Below are 25003 nucleotides of genomic sequence, written 5' to 3'. Positions count from 1 at the left end.
ACCATGCATTTTAGAGCTATTTTTGTTGTATACTTAGAATTACCACACAGGAAAGGGGAAATGGAACATGAAGATTGGTTTAATTGCTGCTAACGGTAGAGCAGGTAGCCATATTCTACGTGAGGCACGAATGAGAGAACATGATGTAACTGCCATTGTCATAAACAAAGCCAATTTAAGAATGCGTAACGTGAAAACAATGGAAAAAGATCTTTTCCATTTAACAAAGGAAGATATCGAGCCGTTTGATGTGCTGATTAATGCATTTGCCCCATCTACTGGTGAAGCTCACTTGCATGTAAAGGCAGGTAAACACCTCATTTCACTCTTAGAAGGGACAAATAAAAAGCTATTTGTCGTAGGTAGCTCTGGTTGCTTATATATTGATCAAGATCATACCATTCGTTTAATGGAACACCAAGAGTTTCCGGAACACTTACGTGAATCCGCGCATTACCAACTCCAAAATTTACATGACTTGCAAAACTCCTCTATTCAATGGACATTTTTAAGCCCGTCTGTCATCTTTGATTCAGAAGGCCCACGTACAGGTCATTATATTATTGGTCGTGAACGCCTCGTCGTAAATTCTCAGTTTAATAGTTATCTTAGCTATGCAGACTTTGCCGTCGCGGTCATTGATGAGCTTGAAAATAAAAATTATGTCAATACAGTATTTACAGTAGCTTCCGAAAATGTAACGTCTGCATCTTAACATTGAAGACGCTTCATTTGTGATGAGGATGCTCGTATATGACTGCAACCACTGTAGGAGCAACATTTCTTAGAAAGTGAAAGGGTGTCTGGAAAGTTTTCACTTTCTGGACACCCTTTTTCACGCAAGCAACACTAAACTAACTGCCATAACAGCCATTCCTGCTACTAAACCGTATATGGATAAATGTGTTTCATCATATTTTTTGGCTGCCGGCAGTAATTCATCCAATGAAATAAATACCATAATCCCTGCCACTCCCGCAAAAATAACCCCAAACATGACATCCGTTAAAAACGGCATTAAAATTAAATAAGCTACAATGGCCCCTAGTGGTTCAGCTAACCCCGACAATAAAGACAGCTTAAATGCCTTCATACGAATGCCCGTTGCAAAAAAAATAGGTACAGCTACAGCAATCCCCTCTGGTACATTATGAATAGCTACGGCAATCGCAATCGCAATCCCAAGGTTAGGATCTTGCAATGCGGACATAAAGGTGGCAATACCTTCCGGGAAATTATGGATCGCGATCGCTAGCGCTGTAAATGTTCCCATTTTCATTAATTTATCTGCATCCGCAATCTTTGTTTCAGCCTTATTAATATCCTCAACCATTCTCACTTCATGCGGATTTGTTTTATTCGGAATAAACTTATCAATTAATGCAATCACTACCATCCCACCAAAGAACCCTACAAGCGTCATCCAGTACCCTTGCTTCTCTCCTAGTGCAAAGACTAGCGAATCTTTTGCTTTCACAAAAATTTCAATTAGGGAAACATAAATCATAACACCTGCAGAAAATCCCAGGGCGATAGATAAAAATTTCGTATTTGTACGCGTCGTAAAAAACGCGATTAAACTACCAACACCTGTTGCAAGCCCTGCAAACAAGGTTAGTCCCATTGCTAACAGTACATTTTCATCCATTCTGTATTTCCCTTTCTATCTGTTAGTTTTATTAATTGTATTATATACACAATGTTTCCTTAGCGCAATTTTTTTTAAGCAAGAAATATATTATGTTATTAACCAACTTTTATTAACTATCTATGTACATTTTGATGTTATAGCATCACGATTAACTTTAAAAATTAGCCTCCAGTTTGCCAGCTTCTCGTCTCCTTTGCTTGTATTTCGGCTAAAAATACATGTTTTTTAAAGGTTCACTGCAGGCTTTTGACTAGATAAGGCAGGTTTTTGCTGACACGGGATTGTTTTGACCAGTCACTGTCGAAAATTTTAAGATGATATATAAAGTGAAAGGGTGTCCAGAAAGTTTTTACTTTTCTGGACACCCTTCTATGTCTGTTATTTCTTTTCTACATAACTTTCAATCAGTTGTTTCATATCAATACCGGATGATGCCTTTAAGCTTTCTTGTAGGCTTGCCATTAAGTCGGTTGTGTAAGACGTCACTTTATTGGCTCCGCCACCTGAGCCACTACCTGTATCGACAACGGTAATTTTATCAATATTGGATAATGGTGTCGCTACTTGCTTCGCATATTCTGGTAGCATACGAATAATCATATCTAAAATGGCTGCCTGCCCGTATTGCTCAAACGCTTCTGCAATTTTTTGCTTCGCTTCGGCCTCAGCTAAACCGCGTAAGCGAATAATTTCAGCTTCTGTCGTCCCTTGTGCTTTTTCAGCCTCTGCTTTTGCAATCCCGTCTAAACGAATACGCTCTGCCTCAGCTTGTGCCTGTGCCTCAATACGGTATTTTTCTGCTTCTGCTTGCGCCATTTGCTTCATTTTGTCTGCTGCCGCTTGTTGCTCAATCGCATAACGCTCTGCATCTGCCTTTTTCTTGACCTCTGAATCATATTGACGCTCGCGACGTAAAATTTCACGCTCTTCTAGCTCGATTTGCTTTTGACGTTCAATAATTTTAATTTGCATTTCCTGCTCTTTTACTTCTTGCTTTGCTCGTGCCTGCTCTAAATCATACGCTTGGTCAGCACGTGCTTTAGCAATGTCCTGCTCACGACGGAATTCCGCTACCTTTAATTGATTTTCCTTTTCGGCCTCTGCAATTTCCGTTGCACGTTCTAACTCCGCTCTTTGCGCTTCTTGATCTGCTTGGGCGCGGCGAATACGTGTTTCTTTCTCTGCCTCCGCCGTTGCGATATCTGCATCCCGCTTTACTTGGGCAATGCGCGGCTTCCCGAGTGATTCCAAGTAACCGTTTTTATCTCGTACATCTTTAATCGTAAACGATACAATAACAAGCCCCATCTTCGCTAAATCCTGAGAGGCAACACGCTGTACTTCCTGCGAAAATTTATCCCGGTTTTTATAAATCTCTTCCACCGTCATCGAACCTAGAATCGAACGTAAATGACCTTCCAACACTTCACGCGCCTCTGCTTCACGTTCGTGCTTATCCTTCCCTAAAAACTGCTCAGCGGCTGTTGCAATTTCCGAAATGGAGCTACCGATTTTAATAATCGCTGTACCGTCTGCCATAACAGGTACCCCTTGCTCCGTATATACTTCCGGTGTGGTCACTTCTAATTTACTCGAAAGCAAGGATAACGGCTCTGATTGTTGAAACACTGGAAATACGAAGGTACCACCACCACGAATGATTTTAATTTTATTGCCCGCCTCATCCGTATGTACATTTTTACTTCCTAAATAGCTCCCCGTGACAATTAATGCTTCATCTGGACCTGCTGTTTTATACTTCGCTACGTAAACTGCTGCGATTGCAACAAGTAAAAACAAAACAACCGCAATTGCAATAATAACGCCTAACATTCAAACGCCCCCTTAAATTTTTGGAAAAACAGTTTCATATACCTGTACATAAACCGTACCATCTAACACCTCGATTACTAACACTTCTTCATCGTACGGTATTTCCACGTGATTATAGCTTGCCGCACGTTTATTAATAATACCGCTAGCCGTTTCAATAAGGATTTCACCAAAACCATCTATAGGAATCGGTGTAATCACTCTCCCAGTCTGACCAGCAAGTGATTCATCTGTATAAGCTAGAGATGTTTCTGCTGAACGAAGTGGTACGAGGAAAAAATAATAAAGAAGAGCTGTACTAACGAATGAAATAAACAATGCTAGCAAAAGAACGAATACATGAGACAAATTTGCAAATTTCTCCAACAAATAGCCACCTGCTGCTGTAATCGTAATAAAAGCTAACATAATAGCTGGGTCAAAAAACGGTATCCCTTCTGCTACGCCATCAGCTACATCAGCAAAAAATAAATACAGGATTGTGGCTAATCCAATAACAATTAATATCGTTAAATAAACAGTAGCGAGTGAAAAACCAAAAAGCATTTAACCACCCCCAAATTATGTAATTACCTACTATACGTTTGATAACACATTTAGTTTCAAGAAATTTCTGAATTCAAAGAACAAACAACCAATTTGATTGGTTAGTGCGCTTGCTACACGTAGGAAGGAGAAGGAATAGCACTTTTGTCTAAACGTCGATACTTGTTTCCTACCATCATCATCCACTAGGCGAAATTCAAGCGTCCCCTAAACAAAAAAATAGACACTCATCAAGAGTGCCTAAATGAACTTCCCTTTCTTCGATTCATACCACCAAACAATCCATATAAACCATGCATAGGCTAGACCCCAACCAGCAAACACGTCTGTCGCAAAATGGTTCCCTGTTGCAACACGGGACAAACCTGTACCGACCGCACAAATAAGAGCAATTCCCCAAACGATTCGTTGCTGCCCTGTATTACGCATTTTTTGCGTGATAAAATAAGCAATAATCAATAGGAGTAGCAAGCTTAACATCGTATGCCCAGATGGAAAACTATAGGATGTGAGCTGATCTGGCAGTTCTGGTCGTGGACGTTCCACTACACGTTTCATCACTTGATTGAGTAAATAGCCACCACCTATCCCTAAGAGCACGAATACCATCCCACGGATATCTTGGCGAAAAGCTCGCCAAATAATAAGAAGCGCTGCAGCAATTACGACGATCTTCGTATCTCCAAAATAATGAAATGCTTCTAATATTGCGTTTCCATACAAAAGCGATGCCATTTGTTCATCGAACTTTTGTAAGTTCTCATACGTAAACAGTAATGTCACAAATAACAAAAAACCTACCATCGCTAAATATACATGCCATTTTTTCACCATATCATCACCTATTATGTAGTATTCTCTAATCACTTCATATATAACAAAAAACGCCCTATAAAGAAAGGACGTTTTCTTTAAAAATGTATTATTTGTATTAAATAATTGCTTATTCAACAACAATGTAGTTCGCATGTTCCATATTAAGAATATATGCTGGCTTTTCAGGCTTACCTTCTTTTAGCTTTGCTTTATGACCGGCGATATGTTCAGGACTCTTCTCCCATGCCTTCCATGCTTCTTCTGACTCCCAGCGAACCATCATCACCACTTCTTCCTCACCGCGGCGTACCTTTTTCACCAATAGCTCACGACCTAAAAAACCTTCACGTTGCTCAACGAGAGATGGTCCTTGTCCTGGCTTCTTTTTAAAGCGCTCCAATACCTTATCACTATTGCCTTCTGTTACCGTCCATCGACGCATTTGTACAAACATACCTAATCGCTCCTTTTTTTTAAAAAAGGGATGTCCGGAAAGTTTTTACTTTCTAGACACCCCCTTTAGTCATTATTTTAGTTCATCGATAATTTCTTGAACTTTTGCTAACTCTGTGTTTAAACCACCGTTAGCTACATACCAGTTAACACCATCTAAGAAAATGATTTTGCCGTTTTGTGCAGCAGTTGTTTTGTTTACTAATTCATTGTTAAAGAATTCTTCAGTCGCTACTGTACCTTCTTCAGCAGAAACTTGTGTACGATCTACTACGAAAACTACATCTGGGTTTACTTTTACTAAGTACTCTAAGTCAACTTGTTGACCGTGTGTTGAGTTTTCTAAAGCTGTATCAGCTGATTCAAAACCTAATAAGCTGTGTACGAAGCCGTAACGTGAACCTGCATCAGGACCGTAAGCAGATAATGTACCACTGTAAAGTGTTACTAACGCTTTGCCTGCTTCTGCAGAGATTGTTTTTGCTTCTTCAACTGCTGCTTCAATGTCAGCTACTTTTGCATCTACTTCTTCTTGAGCATCGAATAAATCAGCAGCGATTTTTGTAGAAGCTAAGAATGTATTCCAATAATCTTCGCTAGAAGTACCTACGAATACGACCGGTGCGATTTCTTCTAATTGCTCTTTAAAGTCCGCTTGACGACCAGAAATGAAAATTACATCTGGTTGTAATGAATAAATTGTTTCGAAATCAGGTTCTTTTAATGAACCAATTTTTGTATATGAATCATTGTTATATTTCTCTAATTCACCTGTATATTTTGATGTTGGAACACCGTCAGCTTCAACACCTAAAGCTGTTAATGTATCTAAGAAACCAAGGTCAAAAACGACGATTTTTTCTGGTGCTTTTTCAAAAGTTACAGGTTCATAACCTTCGATTGTCGACTCGATTTTTACAGGGTATGCACTTTCTTCTGCATCTGTTTGCTCTTCAGTTTGTGCATCTGAGCCTGTTTTTGTCTCTTCTTTTACTTCCTCATCAGAAGATCCACAAGCTGCTAATACGAATACTAACATTGCTAAAATCACGCTAAGTAATTTCCAGTTTTTCATTCTGTTTTACTCTCCTTGTATACCTTTTATATTTTCGTTAAAATGATAATCATTATCACCAGAACCATTTTCATTATATTCCTACTGATAATGATTGTCAATAACAATTGTAAATTCCCTATTTTTACATTTTACAGTCTTTTACCTTTTCAAAAACCCTTTTACAACAACCTTCTCAACTATGGGAAAAGGAAAAATCTACAGATAAACTATTTTTGAAATAATTCCTCCGCAGATTCTCCTCATACTGATTCTCCATTACGAATGGGAATTGAAGTATACACAAATACGGCAACCATCCTGCTCTTGTACAGGGATTTCCATATCATAAATTTCCTTCAATGCTGGTGAGTTAATGATTTCATTCGTCGGACCATCTTTCACCACACGACCATCTTTTAACGCTACAATTCGATCTGAGTACACAGACGCAAAGTTAATATCATGTAGTACAATCACAACTGTTTTACCAAGTTCATCTACCAACTTACGTAAAATTTTCATGATCTGTACGGAGTGCTTCATGTCTAAGTTATTTAATGGTTCATCTAATAATACATAATCTGTATCTTGTGCAATCACCATCGCAATAAATGCACGCTGACGCTGACCACCTGACAATTCATCAAGGAAATTATGCTGAATATCACCTAAATTCATGTATGCAATAGCTTGATCTACCTGTTTGATATCTTCCTGATTTAGGCGACCTTTTGAATATGGATAACGACCGAACGATACAAGCTCACGAATCGTTAAACGCACATTCATAAAGTTTGATTGCTTTAGAATTGACACACGTTTGGCAAATTCATCTGATTTCCAGCGACGGACATCACTTTTATCTAATAGTACTTCGCCCGTATCCCCATCTAGTAGGCGGCTTACCATCGATAGTAACGTCGATTTCCCCGCACCATTCGGACCAATAAATGATGTAATCTTACCCGGCTCAATATTAACCGTTACATGATCGACAACCGCTTTTTTACCAAATCGCTTCGTTAGCTCTTTTACTTGAATCATCCTGCAGACCTACTCTCTTTTAATAATAAATAAATAAAGTAAACCCCACCGACAAAGTTAATAATGACGCTCAATGTTGTGTTGAAGCCAAACAGATGCTCAACGAGGAATTGACCACCGACTAATGCCACAATACTAATTAAGCTCGCACCTAGTACTAAAATAGAATGTTTATACGTTTGCAAATATTGATAAGAAAGGTTCGCTACGATTAACCCAAAGAATGTAATAGGACCGACTAACGCTGTCGACGTCGCAATTAAAACCGATGATAAAACAAGCACATTCATCACTAAACGGTCGTAATTGACCCCTAGGTTAATGGCATTTTCACGTCCTAATGACATGACGTCTAATTCACGCATAATGCGAACGCCATAAATAATTGCGACTAAAATAATTACCAATGCAACCCACAATAAATCCCCATTTACTTTTGAAAAACTAGCGAATAAACGTGATTGTAATGATAAATATTCATTTGGATCAATCAGTACTTGCAAGAAGGTTGTAAAGCTACCTAGTAACGTTCCTAAAACCATCCCTATAAGCAATAAGAAATAAATCGGATGTTTATCTGCACGGAATAAGAAGCGATACAGCAGGAGTGCAAATAACACCATCGCCACAATAGAAACACCAAAGTTTAAGTATTTGTTCATAATCCAAACCGACGTAGACCCTAAGAAAAAGAACGCAAATGTTTGCACCACTTCATACATAGAATCTAGTCCCATGACAGACGGTGTTAAAATACGGTTATGTGTAATTGTTTGAAACACAACCGTTGAATAGGCAATCGCTACACCCGTTAATGTCATCGCAGCAATTTTCATCAAACGCTTCGGGAAGGCGTAGCCAAACGCTCCCTCCTGTATGCCATAAAATGCATAAAGCACCATCGATATGACGGATAAACCGGCTAAAATCCATAACTTCGTACTATTTCGCATATGCTCTCCCCCTAAATAACATAATTAAGAAGATTGCACAGCCAATTACCCCAACCGTTAAGTTGATTGGAATTTGATACGGGTAAATAATAACTCGCCCAAAAATATCACATAATAATAAGAAACAAACACCTAGAAATGCCGTATGTGGCACTGTTTTGGCTAAGTTGTCCCCTTTGTATAGTGATACTAAATTCGGAATGATTAAACCAAGGAAAGGAATAACACCGACCGTTAACACAACTGTCGCCGCGATTAGTGCGACCAGTACTAACCCTAAGTTCACAACGTATTGATATTTAACACCAAGGTTTTTCGCAAAATCTTCACCTAAGCCCGCAACCGTAAATTTATTTGCATATACATAGGCAATGATTAATACAGGAACACTTAAATATAAAAGTTCGTATGTGCCACTAATCGTTAACGAAAAATCCCCCATTAACCAAGCTGAAATATTTTGAATGATATCTGCTTCATAGGCGAAGAAGGTAGTAATGGAGCTTAAAATATTCCCAAACATAATCCCGATTAATGGAATGAAAATAGCATCCTTAAACTTAATACGATTTAAAATTTGCATAAATAAAAATGTACCTAACAAAGCAGAGGCAAAGCTAAATAACACTTGTTGCATATATGTAGCACTCGTGAAGAAGAGCATTGATATAAGAATACCTAGCTTTGCAGAATCAAGTGTCCCTGCCGTTGTTGGTGAGACGAATTTATTGCGGCTTAAACTTTGCATAATTAAACCTGCAACACTCATCCCCGCACCGGCTAAAATAATAGCCATTAAGCGTGGAACACGACTAGCTAAAAATATTTGTGTTTCGTCTGACTGCCAATCTAGTAAATCTTTCGGTGTAATATCTACGACACCAATAAATAAGGAAATACCAGATAAAACAACAGTCAATACTATTAAAATCCAAAGTCTCATCGCAATCTCCGTTTTTATTATATTTACTGAAAATGATTATCACTGATTATGTTTCTCATTATAGACAGGAGATACGATAAAATCAACCGCTAGTCGAAAATGATTATCAACTACTCCAATGATTTCTATCCTTATATGTAGTTTTCGAGCATTTTTTCTACTTAAAGCACAATATAATTCACTCGAATTTGAGATATTTTTTTGACATTCTAAACCTAGATGATATTGACTATAATTAAGGTTCTTTTTCTTTCTCAATTAACAGTAAGGAGTGTTTCTATATAATAGAAAAAACTCCAAACAAATTGTTTGGAGTACTTTCATTAGTCAATTTTTTTTACGTTAACGGCATACTCTTTTAATAATTCTTCCTTCACGCGGTAGCCTATACCCTCTTGTTCTAACAGCGTAATTTGTCCATTTTCCACTGTTACTTCTGGTTCAATAATATCCTCATACCAGTAATTCGAAGAGGCTGCCGTGTCGCCAGGCATTGTAAAGCCAGGTAAACTGGAGATCGCAAGTGCATGTGCTCGTCCCACCCCTGCCTCTAGCATGCCACCACACCATAATTGAATGTGATGTGCTACGCAATAGTCATGGATTTTCTTTGCTTCTGTTAAACCACCTACTCGTGCAATTTTTAAATTGACGACTTGGCAGCTTCCTAGCGTTACAGCACGCTTCATATCTGCTAACGACGTAATACTTTCATCCAGACACACTGGGGTTTTGATAGCTTTTTGTAATTCCGCATGCTCTACTAAATCGTCATAGGCAAGCGGCTGTTCAATCATCATTAAATCAAATGCATCTAATTGCTTTAGCACGCTCAAATCCGCAAGCGTATATGCTGAATTAGCATCAGCCATTAATAGAATCTGTCCAAATCGTTCACGTATTGCACCCACTACATCGATATCATGACCTGGCTTGATTTTCACTTTAATCCGCTTATATCCTTGTGCTAAGCGTTTTTCAATCATCTCAAACAATGTTTCATTATTGGACTGGATCCCAATACTCACACCTACATCAATTTGATTATTTACTCCACCAATTGCCTGATAAAGTGGTTGATGATTGCGCTTCGCATAAATATCCCACACTGCGCCTTCAATTGCAGCTTTCGCCATATTATTACGACGAATCGATTGAAACAATGTATTTACTTCATTCGGATGCGCTAATTCACGGTGTAATAGCATGGGAATCAAATAGTCTTCCAACATATGCAATGTCGTTTTAGCCGTTTCCTCCGTATACCAAGGGACATCAAATGCAACGCCCTCTCCCCAGCCAATCACACCTGATTCATCTTTTGCTTTAATGACTAATACCGTTTTTTCTCGCACCGTCCCAAAGCTTGTAACAAACGGACTTTTCATTCGCATCTTCAGCGTATAAATCGTCACTTCCGTTAATTTCATATTGACTCCTCTTATAGAGCAAATAAAGAGCTCTTCACGAACAAATAATGGCTTACATGTTCATTTGTCGGCAGTAAATGGACAACAGCATATCCTTGTGCAAAAAGGGCTTGGAACATTGTTCGTGTTTTATAACGCCAGTCTTCCGCAAGTGATGGGCTTTCAATTTTAATCTTTTGAAAACTTGCTGGTATCGGAAGTAAATACGCATCTTTTAATAAAGAGATTTCACTATTAAATGTACCGTCTTTATCTAAGATAGGTAATCCGACAATACTCAAAGACCACGGTGCTACCTCTCCTGCCTCTTCTGTCAACTCATCGATTTTCGTGTCCCATCGTAAGAAATCTTCATCATGTAAATTCCACTCTACCATGACACGATCAGAGGGTAACGCTTTATTGAATGGATCATGTAGCTGACCGTAGCAATTCGGCAAATACGTTTTGGCATAGGTACGAAGTTTTGTAAAGTTTAAATAACCATTTCGTGCTTCTAACGGATCAAATGTCCACTTACATTTCCCATAGCCTAGCTCAGCAGCTAATTCTTTTTGGCGAAGCTTGATTAACTCGCCAACACCCAGTTCACGAAACTCCCGTTTAATACCGAGCATATGTGAATAGAGATAGGATTCTCCCTCTACAAATGCTGCATGGCTATAGTTAAATCCAATCAGCTCTTTATCTAAATAAGCTCCTAGCACAAGCCCTCCGTTATGAATAAACGAAACGATTTGATGGATAGGTACACATTCTGAAGCCCAAATGTCCCGTTCTAACTGGCGCGCCTCTTCCATTTCCTCAATTGTGTTTAATTGTTTTACTACAACTGATTTTAACATACCTTTACCTCCTCATTAATGTCATAGCAATATAGGGCGCGTATGGTGTCACGTAATAGCCATCATCATACTGTCCAATAATGTCTTTCCTTAAGCCTCTCCTTTTATTATACAATAAAATAACTTAGCATTAATATTTTTCCATATTTTTAAATGTCCGTTTTCTTTTAATCTCTTAATCAGAAGACGCAAGTATGAAGGCAAAATAAAAAACCAGAGAAATAGAACGCTCTATTTCTCTGGTTTATATTTCTATTTAATACCACGCATTACACGCGAAATCATGGGGCTTATCATTAATAGGATGATACCTAAAAAGATTGATAGACCGCCAAGTACACCGAAGTATACCGTTTGTGACACTACTTCATAAATACGTACTAACTGTGCATTAATCGCAGATGCGGCTGCGGATGCTAAAAACCATAGCGCCATTGTTTGTCCAGCGAATGCTGCTGGTGCTAATTTCGTCGTTGCCGATAAACCAACTGGTGACAGTAATAATTCACCTAGTACAACGAGGAAAATCGAGAATGCCACCCAAAACGGTGACACTAATGTGTTCATATCAGCAGAAGCGGGCAGCACCATTACGAAGAATGAAGCACCTGCAAAGAATAACGAAAAGGCAAACTTCTTCGGCGTTGATGGACCACGATCCCCCAGTTTTGTCCACAAAATAGCAAATAGCGGTGCTAATGTAATAATGAACAGCGGGTTAAACGATTGGAACCACGAAGCTGGAATGTCAAAGTTTCCTACTGTTAAATTTGTACGTGTATCAACGAATGTAGCAAGTACCGTTGCTGATTGTTCCGCAATCGCCCAGAACATAACAGCACAAATAAATAGCGGAATATATGCTAACAAACGCGATTTTTCATCTGCATTTGTTTTTGGGCTACGATACATATATGCGATAAATACTGTAGGAATTAAAATCCCTAACGTTGTAATGAGTAGCGAGAAGTTTTCAATCGTTAAATGTCCTGTTGTATAAGTCACCACACCAGCGACAGCAATCGCAATACTAGCTGCTGTGAAAATAAATATCGTTTTCTTTTTCTCTTCAGGTAATAATGGATTCGTTGGTTGTGAACCAGCTAATCCTAAATTTTTCTTCGTGACGGCGAATACAACTAATCCAATGAACATACCAACGGCAGCGACCGCAAAACCTGCATGGAAGCCCCAAGCTTCTTGCGTCCAACCAACTAATAATGGCGATACGAACGCCCCCATGTTAATCCCCATATAGAAAATGGAGAAACCAGAATCTCGGCGTGGGTCATTATCTGAATACAAGTCCCCGACAACAGCGGATACGTTTGGTTTCAATAAGCCTGTACCTATAATGATTAATGCCATCGAAGCATAAAGAGCCATGACACCACCAGGTAATGATAACGCAATATGCCCTAGCATAATCATTACACCGCCGTAAAATACAGCTTTTTGTGTACCTAAAATGCGGTCAGCAATCCACCCACCGATAATGCCTGACATATAGATTAAAGAACCATAAATGGACATAATAATGTTCGCTTGCGACCTGTCTAATCCTAAACCACCATCTTTTATAGCATAGTACATATAAAAGATCAGAATGGCACGCATTCCGTAATATGAGAAACGCTCCCAAAATTCTGTGAAGAAAAGCGAGAATAATCCTTTCGGATGTCCTAGGAAGCCTTTTTGCGGTACGGATTTGACAATTTCTTCTTTACTAAGCATGAAAATACCCTCTTCCGTATAATAGTATAACGTTTCATTTTTCTGATAATTTAGTATATAAAAAAATACACATAGCAGAAAAGTAATACTTCATTACAGTAAAGCATCGATAGAAATTATGCAAGTAGTTTGAAATATGTTAGAAATGTGATTAAATTCTCTTTTTTCAGTAAAATCCATTAAAATTATTATCACAATAACATTCTTCTCTAAAATAAAAACTTTTACTTGCATAAGCAATATTATTATACAAGGATAACAAAAGGTCTACAATCAAAATATTAGTATCTCTACCGTGAATTATTTTATGATAGAAGAAAATAGGAATGAAGGGAATATAGAGATGAGCATTTATAATTACTTAGTACAAAAGCCAAATGGGGACATTTTATCGATGGAGACTTATAGAGGAAAAGCCCTATTAATTGTAAATACAGCGAGCCAATGTCGATTTACATATCAATATGAGGACCTACAGAAAATGTATAACAAATATAAAGAACAGGGATTCATTGTATTAGCCTTCCCAACGAACCAATTCGGGGAACAAAACCCTGAAGACGGGCAAACAACGGCGAAAGCCTGCCAAATTAATTTCGGTGTACAGTTCCCTGTATTTGATTTAATTGACGTGAATGGTAAGCAAACACATCCACTATTTAACTACGTAAAGCATGAGGTAGATGTACGCGAAATCAATAAAAACAATATGCAAGAAGCGATGCTGATGAGCCATATACAAGAAGTATATCCTGATTATTTAATAGGGCGTAACATCCGCTGGAACTTTACAAAATTTTTAGTAGATAAAGCTGGCAAAGTAGTCGCTCGTTTTGAACCAACAGACGCCTTACTCGATCTTGAAAAAGCGGTGGAAAGTATACTATAAGAAAACGGGCTGCACTAAGCAGCCCATTACTTTACCACATACTCTTCAAATTTACTGTAATCCGATGCTTTTACTTCCACTTCTAGCAGTGTACCATTCTCCTCATACGACATGCTTATCACTGTAGCTGCTTCGTTTAAATACGAAACGATACTTCCTTTATCATACGGAATCAGCATTTTGCATACTACATAATCAGAGAAAATATGAGACTTAATCCGTTCAATTAACTCATCGAGCCCTGCGCCCTCTTTCGCTGCAATCCAAATGTTGTCCCCACTTACAAGCGGATACTTCACGTTGGCTAAGTCCGATTTATTGTATACATAAATCGTTGGAATATCCTCTACCCCTACCGCCTTTAATGTTTCATTCGTCACATCAATCATAAAGCTATGTTCTTCATTCGAAACATCTACTACATGCAACAGTAAGTCTGCATCACGTGCCTCTTCTAATGTTGAACGGAACGCTTTGACAAGGTGATGCGGCAATTTACTCACAAACCCAACGGTATCTGTTAGTAAGAAAGATTTATTGTCTTGTAGTTCGATATGGCGAACCGATGTTTCAAGTGTAGCGAATAGCATGTTTTTTTCAAATACTTGTTTTGAATCCTCTTGTCCCATTTTCACAAGCAACTGATTCATAATGGTTGATTTACCAGCATTTGTATAACCTACAATAGAGACAACGGGCATGGCATTTTTACGGCGTTGTTTACGTTGTGTTTCACGTTGTTCCTTCACTTGCTCTAAATCCCGACGCAGTTTGGCGATTTGATCTTCAATTTTACGACGATCTAATTCTAACTTCGTTTCCCCTGCACCACGGTTTTTAAATCCACCGCCCGTGCCACCACCTTGACGAGAAAGTGAAGCATGTAAGCCTACTAAGCGCGGTAACATATATTGAAGTTGCGCCAACTCCACCTGCATTTGCGCTTCACGCGTTTTAGCACGACGGCCAAAAATATCTAAAATTAACATTGTACGATCAATGACTTTGCATTCCAGATCGCGCTCTAAGTTACGAATTTGCGATGGTGATAATTCATCGTTAAAAATGACAATATTTGAATCCGTTTCTTCAACGAACGCCTTAATTTCCTCTATCTTCCCTGTCCCAACATAATGCGATGGATTTACACGCTCTAGATTTTGCGTTACATAGCCAGCAACCTCTACATCTAACGCTTCCGCTAAGTTTGCTAACTCTTCCATCGAGTAGTCAAAATTGTCGTCACTCCGTAAATTCACACCGACTAAAATCCCTTTTTCTTCTAACGTTTCAACGTCTTTTAAACTATTCACAAAAAACCTCCTACGTACTCATTAATCCCATCGTACCATAGAAAAAGGAACCCAAAAAGCATTGGGCTCCTTCCATTCCATTATTTTTCCATCTTTAATCGACGAAGCGTTTCATCGAACTCTCCCTCAATTTCTCTATTTGGTTTATACGTCACTAAACTTACAACAATGGCTACAAATAAACACACAATAAACCCTGGCACTATTTCATACAATGTCGACGCTAAGCTTGGTACTTTCCCCCAAATAAATGCAACAGCTGCTCCACTGACCATACCGGCTAATGCACCGATATTTGTGAGCTTGCGCCAATAAAGTGACAGGAGGATAATTGGTCCAAATGCTGCGCCAAATCCTGCCCATGCAAACCCTACTAAATCAAGAATTGAATTATCTGGGTTCCACGCTAAGAAAGCCGCAATAATCGATACAAACAGTACCGCTAAACGACCGACAAACACATAATGTGCATCCTTTGCTGTTTTATTGAAAATAGCTTTGTAAATATCCTCGACTAATGCGGATGACGTAACGATTAGCTGTGAACTAATCGTACTCATAATCGCTGCTAAAATTGCAGCAAGCATAATCCCAGCTACAAACGGATGGAATAAAATTTGACCAAGTACGATAAATACCGTTTCCGCATCCACAAGCTCAGCACTATTTTGTTGATAGTAAGCTACCCCAACAAGTGCGGTTGCAATGGCACCAACTAAACTAAAAATCATCCACCCAATCCCAATACGACGTGCTGAAGTCGTTTCTTTAACGGATGTAATGGCCATAAAACGTACGATAATATGTGGTTGACCAAAATACCCTAACCCCCAAGCAACAGACGATACAACGCCTGCTACTGTTGCTGTAGAAGCAAATAATGATACGTGTTCTGGATTCACGGTTTGAATCGAATCGATTGTCTCACCAAGACCACCCGTTAAAAACATCCCGAATATTGGTACTGTAATAAGTGCTAAAAACATCGTTAATCCTTGAAGGAAATCTGTATAACTAACAGCTAAAAAGCCACCAAACAACGTATAAGCGACTACGACACCTGATACAATTAACATGCCAGTATGATAATCATAGCCAAATGAGCTTACAAAAAATTTACCACCAGCAACCATTCCACTTGATACATAAAAGGTAAAGAATACTAAAATAATAATACCAGCAGCAATGCGGATTGCTTTTGTATTATCACGTAGACGATTATCTAAAAAACTTGGAATAGTAATAGAATCACTTGCTACTTGCGTGTATACACGTAAGCGTGGTGCAACAAATAACCAGTTTAAATACGCACCAATCGTTAAACCAATGGCGATCCAGGAACTCACTAAACCGTTCACATAGATTGCTCCTGGTAAACCCATTAATAACCAACCAGACATATCAGCCGCCCCAGCACTTAAAGCTGTAACTGCGGGTCCAAGCCCTCGACCACCAAGCATATAATCGTTTAAATTTTTCGTGCGTATAAATGCATACCATCCAATTGCCAACATCGCTACCATGTATAACACAATCGCTAACAATTGAAATGCATAATCTGACATACATAAATCCCCCTTCTTTTAATCCATAAATTTTACTATTAACAGCACTCTATTAACAGACAATTCTTACATTCGAGAACAATATCGGCTTTTTTCCTTTAATTGCAGACATGGAATCATAATTCTCAACGTAAACCAAGAGTTATGATACACTAAACTTACTTTAAACAAAGAGGTCGAGCGTATGGATTTTGAACAAATGAAAATACAATTTTTAGCATTATTACATGAAAAAACATTAGTCAATGCAACAATTAGCCAACCACGGCAAAAGTCAAATGAGTTAAAACGTGTGAAATTAAAGCCCATTGAGTTACGTGGTGTGTATACCATTCAATTAGAGTATCAATACGAGCGTATTTTAAAGCACGAAAACGTACCACTAGAACAGTTTATGACATATTTCGATACGTTACTAGAAGAATTTCGTCAAATTCATGCACAATTTACAAACCAATCGGTGCAAGTGCAATTATCTAAGAAAAATAAAGTGCTTTGGAAATCAGATCAACAAACAAGCGCAAAAGAAGTGAATTTATCACATAATCGCAAAAAGCAATATTTACTAGATGACTCTACACCATACCCGTTTTTAATCCGCCTTGGTGTGCAAACTGCAGACGGGAAAGTGAAAAAGCAAAAATATGATAAGTTCAAACAAATTAATCGTTTTGTGGAGTTTATTGATGATTCGCTCCACTATTTACCGAAAGACCGTACGATTCGTATTTTAGATTTCGGGTCAGGCAAATCGTATTTAACATTTGCGCTCTATCATTACTTAAAAGTGGAAAAAGGGTTCAATATTCGCGTCACAGGTCTTGATTTGAAAAAAGAAGTAATTGAGGAATGTAACCATATCGCCGCTGATCTTGAATATGATGATTTAGAGTTTTTAGTTGGGGATATTAATGACTATAACGATGAAACGTCTGTCGATATGGTCGTCACACTGCACGCATGTGACGTAGCAACGGATATGGCATTAGCACGTGCTGTGAAATGGGGAGCAAAAGTCATCTTAAGTGTACCTTGTTGTCAGCATGAACTAAATCGTCAACTCCACACACCTGCTCTAGAGGTGATGTTACAGCATGGACTTATTCGAGAGCGTTTTGCTTCACTCGCGACAGATTCCATTCGCGCTGAACTTTTATCACTGGTTGGCTATGACACACAACTTCTTGAATTCATCGATATGGAGCATACACCGAAAAATGTATTAATTCGTGCATACTATACAGGTAAAAAGCCAAGCGAAGAGCAACGTATTCGCTACCAAGCATTTGTACAATTACTAAATGCAAAACCATTTTTAGAAAATGAATTAGCAGCATATTTATAAAGAACAAAAGCGCTAAAGCGCCTGCTCATCCCCGACACGCGCTGGAGAATCCCGACAAGTGTGCTTGCCACACGTAGGAGGGAGTCGAAGCGTCGCGAGGGGATGGCGCTTTCGCCTAGACGTAGATGCTCTTTTCCACAACCGTTATCCACAATGCGAAATTTTATAATTTCCTTAACAATAAAGAAAATGGCTACGCAATCCCTTTATGACCGTAGCCATTTTTAAATAGAAAATTTTTATACAAACAAGCGTACAATATATAAGTTTAAGAAGTATTGCGTTTCATTATTCTAAAGTAATAAATCACTCCATATTTCATCAGCAAAAATTACCATATAAATTTTTGTAATATTTAATTCTACATCATGATTAAGATATGAAAAGACAGTCTAAAAAATACGCATAACCTTGATAAAACAAACACTTGAACCACTCTACTTCCCATCAAAATTTCAATATTTCTATTAAAAATATCGAGAAATAATATAAAACTATTATGAACGACTATTGAAATGTTCCATTTTTATATGTTACAAATTTATACAGATTACTAATACGCAGTTAAGAATTGTATAGGATTTTTATATTTTGTTATGGTACCCGAGTCAAAATTTTATTGAAATAATTTTTATATAATGGAGGCCATTCCATGTTTAACACAAGAAAGAAAGACCCGTTTTTCACGGCACTTCATAAAATTGCTGAAAATGTGCGGGAAGCTGTCCACTATGCGAATAATTCCCGTATTAAAAATGTGATAGATTTAAAAGAAATTAGCATTAAAATGAAGGAATATGAAATAGCGGGTGATGAATTAATTCATGAGCTCATCGTCATGCTAAACAAGTCATTTATGACACCGATTGAACGTGAAGATATCCTTTCCCTCGCCCTTCGTATGGATGATATTTTAGATGGGACAGAAGGCTGTATTGCGCACTTTGAAATGTTCTCATTCACTGAAGTCGATCAATCGATGCGTGACTTCCTAGGGTACATTACGAAATCTACAGATGAAATTGTCAAAGCGATGGACTTATTAAATAAAAAAGATTTAGTCGGTATGCGACAACACGCGATTTTAGTAAAGGATTACGAACGGGAATGTGACGAAATTTTGCGTTCCTCCATCAAGCAATTATTCTTAAATGAAAGAAACCCTATTCGTCTTATTAAATTTAAGGATTTATATGAACAATTAGAAGAAATCTCGGACTATTGTCAAAACGTAGCCGATACGATTGAAACAATCATTATGCGTAACGCATAATAGTAGGCGATTCTACAAATGGACATCATGTTTTTTTATCCTGTATTAACAGGCATGAAAACTCTTACGTTAGAACTTAAGAAAGTCGAGAAGCGTAGTAGGTGGGGGATGTCCCCCACCGCTTGAAGTTTCACTTTATCCATTTAGCTATATTTTCAAGTAAAATATTATACATAATGAAAAAGGAAAGGCGGTTCTCTTTGTGCAATCTATAGCAAAATTCGTTACCCAATACGCAAAAACCATTATCGTTATTTGGATATTGTTTTTCATTACGATGGGCTATTTTGCCATGCAGCTTCCATCCAAACTTCAGGGTGATGGCTTTTTCGTAAAAGATGATCATATCCGTGTAACCGAGGAGCTCTCTGAAACATTCGGACTCCCTGCCAAAACCATCTTTGTCTTATTTGAAGATAAAACTGGACCTGAAATTGAACGGGTTTTATCTAACTTAGAAGCTATTGAGGAAATCAATTCCATTGCTTCGCCAAACGATGTGGAAGCATACAATCGCGATCATCTATCGTACGCTACACTCAACTTTGACAATTCGGTAAAAGATTATTTCCCTATTATTGATGAAATCCGCGACATATTAGCAGATGAAGAAGGCATTGAAATTACGGGAGAACCTGTTATTTCAAAAGACATTAACGTTGCGAGCCAAAATGATTTAATGAAGGCAGAAACAATCGGTGTGCCAATCGCCATTATCGTACTACTTCTCGCATTCGGTACAGTCGTTTCTTCTTTACTGCCGGTTTTAGTTGGTGGTGCCACAGTTGTTGCGGCATTTGGGATTTTAACCTTACTAAGCGGGAATGTGAATTTATCCATTTTTATCTTAAATATCGTACCAATGCTCGGACTTGCCTTAAGTATCGACTTCGCTCTGTTATTTATTAACCGTTACCGAGAAGAACGCGGACAAAAATCCATTGAGGAAGCGGTACAAGTAGCAATTACGACTGCTGGACGTTCGATTATTTTCTCTGCACTATGCGTTATGATTGGGCTTGGTGCGATGGTCGTCATCCAAGTAGAAATTTTCCAAAATATCGCACTTGGTGGCTCGATTGCCGTACTATTAGCAGTCATTTCTGGGTTAACACTGTTACCAGCCCTCATTACAGTGCTTGGTGATCGCTTAAATAAATGGCGTCTCATTCGTGTCAAAACGACTGCTGGTCGCTGGCGATCATTTGCTGGCTTTGTGATGAAAAATCCCATTAAGATTATTTTTGTAGCGGTTATTTTACTTGGACTTGCGATGGTTCCGATTAAAGATATCAAATTGGCGATTCCGACGGTCGATTCACTCCCGACTTCTTACGAGGCACGACAAGCATATGATACTTTAACAGATGAATTCGGACTCGGTGAGCAAGCAACAGTATTTTTACTTGCAGAACGCAACACTGGTTGGACAGACCGTGCTGGGCTACAGCAAATGCTCGACATTCAAGAGAAATTACAGGCGGATCCCCGTGTAAAAGAAGTCACAACGATGTTTACGGCAGCCGATATCCATTCAGTTGATACATGGGAAATGGTCAATACTAACCCACAAGCACCGGGGATGCTGAATGCGGTAGCAGAAAACTTCGTACAAGACGACCAAATGTATATGGTGATTTCCATTGATGCACAAGGGGCTTCTACCGAGGCACAGAACTTTGTGCGCGATTGGATGGATCAAGATTTAGGGGTGGAATTTGCATTAGCAGGGCAACCAAAATTCAATCAAGAAATCTTTGATGAGATTGCCAATAAGATTGGGCTCGCCTTAACGATTATTATTGTGACAACCTTTATTATTTTAATGCTTGCCTTTAAATCCATTTTAATTCCGTTAAAAGCCATTATTATGAATGTTATTGGCTTAGGTTCAACGTTCGGTATTCTTGTTTATATTTTCCAATATGGGCATTTCGGTCTCCCGGAGGTGACCATTGCACTCATTATTCCAGTCATCGTATTCTGTCTTGTATTCGGCTTAAGCATGGACTATGAGGTCTTCTTAATTTCTCGTATACAAGAAGAATACGAGAAAGGCGTTGAAAATACAAAAGCGACAATCGACGGGCTCGTTTCTACATCAAAAATTATTACATCTGCTGCACTCATTATGATTGTTATTACAGGTGCTTTTGCCTTTACGGATGTAATGCCTGTGAAACAAATCGGGATTGGCATTGCGATTGCGGTTGCCATTGATGCGACAATTATTCGTTTAATGCTCGTTCCAAGCTTAATGAAATTATTCGGCGACTGGAACTGGTGGTTACCATTTGTCAAAAGAAAATCAAAGCACTGAACAAAAGCGCTAAAGCGCCTGCTCATCCCCGACACGCGCTGGAGAATCCCGACAAGTGTGCTTGCCACACGTAGGAGGGCGTCGAAGCGTCGCGAGGGGATGGCGCTTTCGCCTAGACGTAGATGCTCTTTTCCACAATGGGACATTTTATAATTTCCTTAACAAAGAAAAAACGCACTTTCGCTCACTGGCGATAGTGCGTTTTTATTAGCCAAATAGTTGATCATACCAAGCTTTTGCTGCTTGTACTTCAGGCATTGTTAGCTGATGCCCGTAGTCAAACCATGCTACTTCTACAAGCGCACCTGCATTTACTAGTAATTGCTCTAGCTCTTCCGATTCTTGCGGTGGACACATGAAATCATTCGTTCCTGCGCCAATCCACACATTTACACCGTGTAAGTTTGGCATCGTTGCTTCACGATCAGGTACCATTGGATGATGTAAAATGGCGCCCACTAAACTATTGTGATGGCGGAATAATAAATTCCCTGCAATATTCGCACCATTTGAATAACCAATAGCTACAATTTTCGATGCATCAAAGCCATACTGAACGCTCGCTAATTTGACAAAATCATATAACTCATCTGTACGGAAACGAAGATCTTCCATATCAAACACACCTTCAGCAACACGGCGGAAAAAGCGTGGCATGCCATTTTCTAATACTTGACCGCGCACACTTAAAACATTTGCATCTGCATCAATCTCTTTTGCCAGTCCAAGCAAATCACGCTCTGTCCCACCTGTCCCGTGCAGTAATAATAACGTAATGTCCTTTGTCCCTTGTTCAAAAATATGTTGCATGTACTCACGCCCCTATATTATCTCGAATTTGAGATAATTATAGACTCATACATCGAATTAGTCAAAGGAGCGGATTGCTCATCTACTTGTTCTGTTTCAGGTACACCTCTATTATTCGGATCAACCCCACCATTATTGCGACCATATTTGGATGGATCATACGTATTATAGAAAATGGTAATTACAATGACGGCAAAAATAGATGCTATAATGATTGACCCGATGACAATAAAGGCAAACTTTTTACCATTGGACGTTCTCTCTTCCATCATCATTCCCCCCTTTTACTTCACTGGGCGGAAGCCTTCCTCGCGTAAATATTCCACCGCTGCCTCACGCGTACCAAATGCTTCCTCTAAATTATCATTATGATATACATTCCACGCACGATTTTCGTACACTAATTCCAACTTTGTACGATTGCGATCTACCCATACTTCAATAATTGGTTCATCATCAACATCCTCTGATAAATATTCAATCGCATCTGCAATAATCGTTCGCAGTGCCTCTGCCGAATAATCGCGAATATTGACAAGACCTTTATCATTCGCTTCTTTTTCATATTTTAATAAGTCGCCAATGAATACAAAACCATTCCCATTTGGGTGTAGTTTTTCAACCACAATCGTCTTTTCGTACAAACTTTCTTCAAAGTGATAATTCATACGTTTTAATGAAATTTCCTTCTTTTTTAACTGTGTGAACTCTTCAATAATCGCTTGCTTTTGTTCAAATGTAAGCATAAAAATCTCCTTTTAATTTCTTTCGCCCACTAGTATAACATACAGAAAAGAGAAGTAGCCTGGCGACATACTTCTCTCATATCTCAATGACGCCACCTATAGAGAGGGACTTCTCCTAAAAGAGGCTACACCGATTTCGTTGCAGCTTCTTTAATTTTTTTACGCTCCTCGTATATATTAACAACAATTACTTTTAATACGGCATATGTCGGTATCGCAATCAAAATCCCAATAAACCCTGCAATATTCCCTGCTGCTAATACAATTGAAATAACTGTTAAAGGATGGATATCTAATGATTTCCCCATAATGTTTGGTGTGATTAAGTTGCTTTCAACTTGTTGCGCTACTAAAGTAATGACGAGTACCCAAATGACTAAAACGGGATCTTGTAAAATTGCGACAATGACAGCTGGTACAAGAGATACCCACGGGCCGATAAACGGAATCATATTCATAAAGAAGGCGAAAATCGCCAGTAATAATGCATATTCTAACTTGATGATTACATAGCCAATAAACATCATGATGGCCAGTATCAAACTAATGATGACTTGTCCTTGTACATAGTTACGAAGCACACGATCAATATCCTCTAACGTCTCCTTTACCCATGTCCGACGTTCACCGGTAAATATTTTATAAATATTTGGCGCGAACTTTTCATGATCCTTTAACATAAAAATGAAAAAGAATGGGACGAGAATAAGTGTAAACGTCGCTGACACGGCTCCGCTAATAACGCTGACAAGCCATGTACTACTTTTTACCGCAATTTCCTGAATGGAATTCGAAATAGAGTCAACAAACTCTCCTACTTGTGGCGGTAAATTATCTCTATTATTAATAATGTAATCTGTTGTTTCCTGAATATTGGTCGCAATCATTGGTGCATTTTTCACTAAATTATTCACTTGCGTAGCAATTGGATTGCCGATCATTAATAAAAGACCTGTTACGACGCCTGCTAGTAAAATAATGATTGTACTAATACTTCCCCATCTCGGTAAGCCGCGCTTTTCTAACAAGCGCTGCAGCGGCTCCGTAACATAATACAATACGCCCCCTAATAACAATGGAATAAAAATCGTTTTTAAAATGATAACAAACGGACTAAAGATCCCTTGAATCTCTATAAAATATTTAATAATTAAAAGACCGATTAAAATACCGACCCCTACTTGAAACCATAGTTTCTTTGTCATTATTGACCTCCTTCTTATTAATCTGCTCTAAATCAAACTATGTATTTGAAAGATATGAACACGGGGCTATCCAAACTGGTAAAGTGCTCACCTTCCTATGAAATAGGTTACTACTTCTTACATACGTGATGAAACGATAGAATGTTTCACTCTTTAATCATTCAATATTCTTATTGATTATACTTTATTTTACTGATCAAAAAGAAGACTTATAAAAAGAGACTATCACCAA

The 25003-nt window shown here is 38.5% G+C and carries 23 protein-coding genes; 5 read left to right on the top strand and 18 right to left on the bottom strand.

Features of this window, described 5'->3' with window-relative positions:
- Positions 1-67 precede the first annotated feature (67 nt).
- Complete coding sequence (locus AAGS61_RS16035) at positions 68-715, top strand: NAD(P)-dependent oxidoreductase (RefSeq protein WP_391374096.1); 648 nt, start codon at positions 68-70, stop codon at positions 713-715.
- Between the two features lie 120 nt (positions 716-835).
- Here AAGS61_RS16035 and zupT read toward each other — a convergent pair whose 3' ends face one another.
- The 12 genes from zupT to AAGS61_RS15975 form a co-directional block, all read right to left on the bottom strand.
- On the bottom strand, positions 836-1648 hold the full coding sequence (gene zupT / locus AAGS61_RS16030) for a zinc transporter ZupT (protein ID WP_391374094.1): 813 nt from the start codon (positions 1646-1648) through the stop codon (positions 836-838).
- Between the two features lie 381 nt (positions 1649-2029).
- Positions 2030-3484, bottom strand: a complete 1455-nt coding sequence (locus AAGS61_RS16025) for an SPFH domain-containing protein (protein WP_391374092.1) — start codon at positions 3482-3484, stop codon at positions 2030-2032.
- Between the two features lie 12 nt (positions 3485-3496).
- The gene (locus AAGS61_RS16020; RefSeq protein ID WP_391374091.1) at positions 3497-4030 is read right to left on the bottom strand and encodes an NfeD family protein; all 534 of its coding nucleotides are present in this window, start codon (positions 4028-4030) and stop codon (positions 3497-3499) included.
- Positions 4031-4270: 240 nt separating this feature from the next.
- Positions 4271-4861: a phosphatase PAP2 family protein gene (locus AAGS61_RS16015; protein WP_391374090.1), complete on the bottom strand. Its 591-nt coding sequence runs from the start codon at positions 4859-4861 to the stop codon at positions 4271-4273.
- 112 nt (positions 4862-4973) lie between these two features.
- Complete coding sequence (locus AAGS61_RS16010; RefSeq protein ID WP_391374087.1) at positions 4974-5300, bottom strand: antibiotic biosynthesis monooxygenase family protein; 327 nt, start codon at positions 5298-5300, stop codon at positions 4974-4976.
- A 72-nt stretch (positions 5301-5372) separates the two neighbouring features.
- Positions 5373-6374, bottom strand: coding sequence for a siderophore ABC transporter substrate-binding protein (locus AAGS61_RS16005; RefSeq protein ID WP_391374084.1), 1002 nt, complete (start codon positions 6372-6374; stop codon positions 5373-5375).
- A gap of 258 nt (positions 6375-6632) precedes the next feature.
- Positions 6633-7400: an ABC transporter ATP-binding protein gene (locus AAGS61_RS16000; protein WP_391374081.1), complete on the bottom strand. Its 768-nt coding sequence runs from the start codon at positions 7398-7400 to the stop codon at positions 6633-6635.
- Positions 7397-8353, bottom strand: coding sequence for an iron chelate uptake ABC transporter family permease subunit (locus tag AAGS61_RS15995; protein ID WP_391374078.1), 957 nt, complete (start codon positions 8351-8353; stop codon positions 7397-7399). Before AAGS61_RS15995 ends, AAGS61_RS16000 begins: the two co-directional genes overlap by 4 nt.
- Positions 8343-9296: an ABC transporter permease gene (locus AAGS61_RS15990; RefSeq protein WP_391374076.1), complete on the bottom strand. Its 954-nt coding sequence runs from the start codon at positions 9294-9296 to the stop codon at positions 8343-8345. Before AAGS61_RS15990 ends, AAGS61_RS15995 begins: the two co-directional genes overlap by 11 nt.
- Positions 9297-9619: 323 nt before the next feature.
- Positions 9620-10726, bottom strand: a complete 1107-nt coding sequence (gene menC / locus AAGS61_RS15985; protein ID WP_391374073.1) for an o-succinylbenzoate synthase — start codon at positions 10724-10726, stop codon at positions 9620-9622.
- Positions 10727-10737: 11 nt separating this feature from the next.
- Complete coding sequence (locus AAGS61_RS15980) at positions 10738-11571, bottom strand: GNAT family N-acetyltransferase (protein WP_391374072.1); 834 nt, start codon at positions 11569-11571, stop codon at positions 10738-10740.
- Between the two features lie 252 nt (positions 11572-11823).
- Positions 11824-13305 carry a peptide MFS transporter gene (locus AAGS61_RS15975; protein WP_391374070.1) on the bottom strand — a complete coding sequence of 494 codons (1482 nt, stop codon included), beginning with the start codon at positions 13303-13305 and terminating at the stop codon, positions 11824-11826.
- Positions 13306-13648: 343 nt separating this feature from the next.
- Here AAGS61_RS15975 and AAGS61_RS15970 point away from each other — a divergent pair, with 343 nt between their 5' ends.
- Positions 13649-14194: a glutathione peroxidase gene (locus tag AAGS61_RS15970; RefSeq protein WP_391374067.1), complete on the top strand. Its 546-nt coding sequence runs from the start codon at positions 13649-13651 to the stop codon at positions 14192-14194.
- 26 nt (positions 14195-14220) lie between these two features.
- Here the strand turns inward: AAGS61_RS15970 and hflX are convergent, their stop codons facing one another.
- Together hflX and putP are read right to left on the bottom strand one after the other, a co-directional pair.
- Positions 14221-15507 carry a GTPase HflX gene (gene hflX / locus AAGS61_RS15965; protein ID WP_391374064.1) on the bottom strand — a complete coding sequence of 429 codons (1287 nt, stop codon included), beginning with the start codon at positions 15505-15507 and terminating at the stop codon, positions 14221-14223.
- A gap of 80 nt (positions 15508-15587) precedes the next feature.
- Entirely contained in the window at positions 15588-17072 is a 1485-nt protein-coding gene (putP, locus tag AAGS61_RS15960; protein ID WP_391374062.1) for a sodium/proline symporter PutP, read from the bottom strand.
- Between the two features lie 184 nt (positions 17073-17256).
- On the opposite strand from putP, the gene AAGS61_RS15955 reads away from it, so the two are divergent.
- The 3 genes from AAGS61_RS15955 (at position 17257) to AAGS61_RS15945 (ending at position 22010) form a co-directional block, all read left to right on the top strand.
- On the top strand, positions 17257-18417 hold the full coding sequence (locus AAGS61_RS15955; protein ID WP_391374059.1) for a class I SAM-dependent methyltransferase: 1161 nt from the start codon (positions 17257-17259) through the stop codon (positions 18415-18417).
- 652 nt (positions 18418-19069) lie between these two features.
- Positions 19070-19690, top strand: a complete 621-nt coding sequence (locus AAGS61_RS15950; protein ID WP_391374056.1) for a DUF47 domain-containing protein — start codon at positions 19070-19072, stop codon at positions 19688-19690.
- 202 nt (positions 19691-19892) lie between these two features.
- Positions 19893-22010, top strand: a complete 2118-nt coding sequence (locus AAGS61_RS15945) for an MMPL family transporter (RefSeq protein ID WP_391374054.1) — start codon at positions 19893-19895, stop codon at positions 22008-22010.
- Positions 22011-22217: 207 nt separating this feature from the next.
- On the opposite strand, the gene AAGS61_RS15940 is transcribed toward AAGS61_RS15945, so the two are convergent.
- The 4 genes from AAGS61_RS15940 to AAGS61_RS15925 form a co-directional block, all read right to left on the bottom strand.
- A complete protein-coding gene (locus tag AAGS61_RS15940; protein ID WP_391374052.1) occupies positions 22218-22820 on the bottom strand; it encodes an alpha/beta hydrolase in 603 nt (200 codons plus the stop codon).
- A gap of 17 nt (positions 22821-22837) precedes the next feature.
- Positions 22838-23089, bottom strand: coding sequence for a hypothetical protein (locus AAGS61_RS15935; protein ID WP_391374049.1), 252 nt, complete (start codon positions 23087-23089; stop codon positions 22838-22840).
- A gap of 15 nt (positions 23090-23104) precedes the next feature.
- A complete protein-coding gene (locus AAGS61_RS15930) occupies positions 23105-23566 on the bottom strand; it encodes a hypothetical protein (RefSeq protein WP_391374047.1) in 462 nt (153 codons plus the stop codon).
- A gap of 125 nt (positions 23567-23691) precedes the next feature.
- On the bottom strand, positions 23692-24771 hold the full coding sequence (locus AAGS61_RS15925; protein ID WP_391374044.1) for an AI-2E family transporter: 1080 nt from the start codon (positions 24769-24771) through the stop codon (positions 23692-23694).
- Positions 24772-25003 lie beyond the last annotated feature (232 nt).

Source organism: Lysinibacillus sp. KU-BSD001 (assembly GCF_042920265.1).
Lineage (GTDB): Bacteria > Bacillota > Bacilli > Bacillales_A > Planococcaceae > Lysinibacillus_B.
This window is presented reverse-complemented; position numbering and strand designations above follow the sequence as displayed.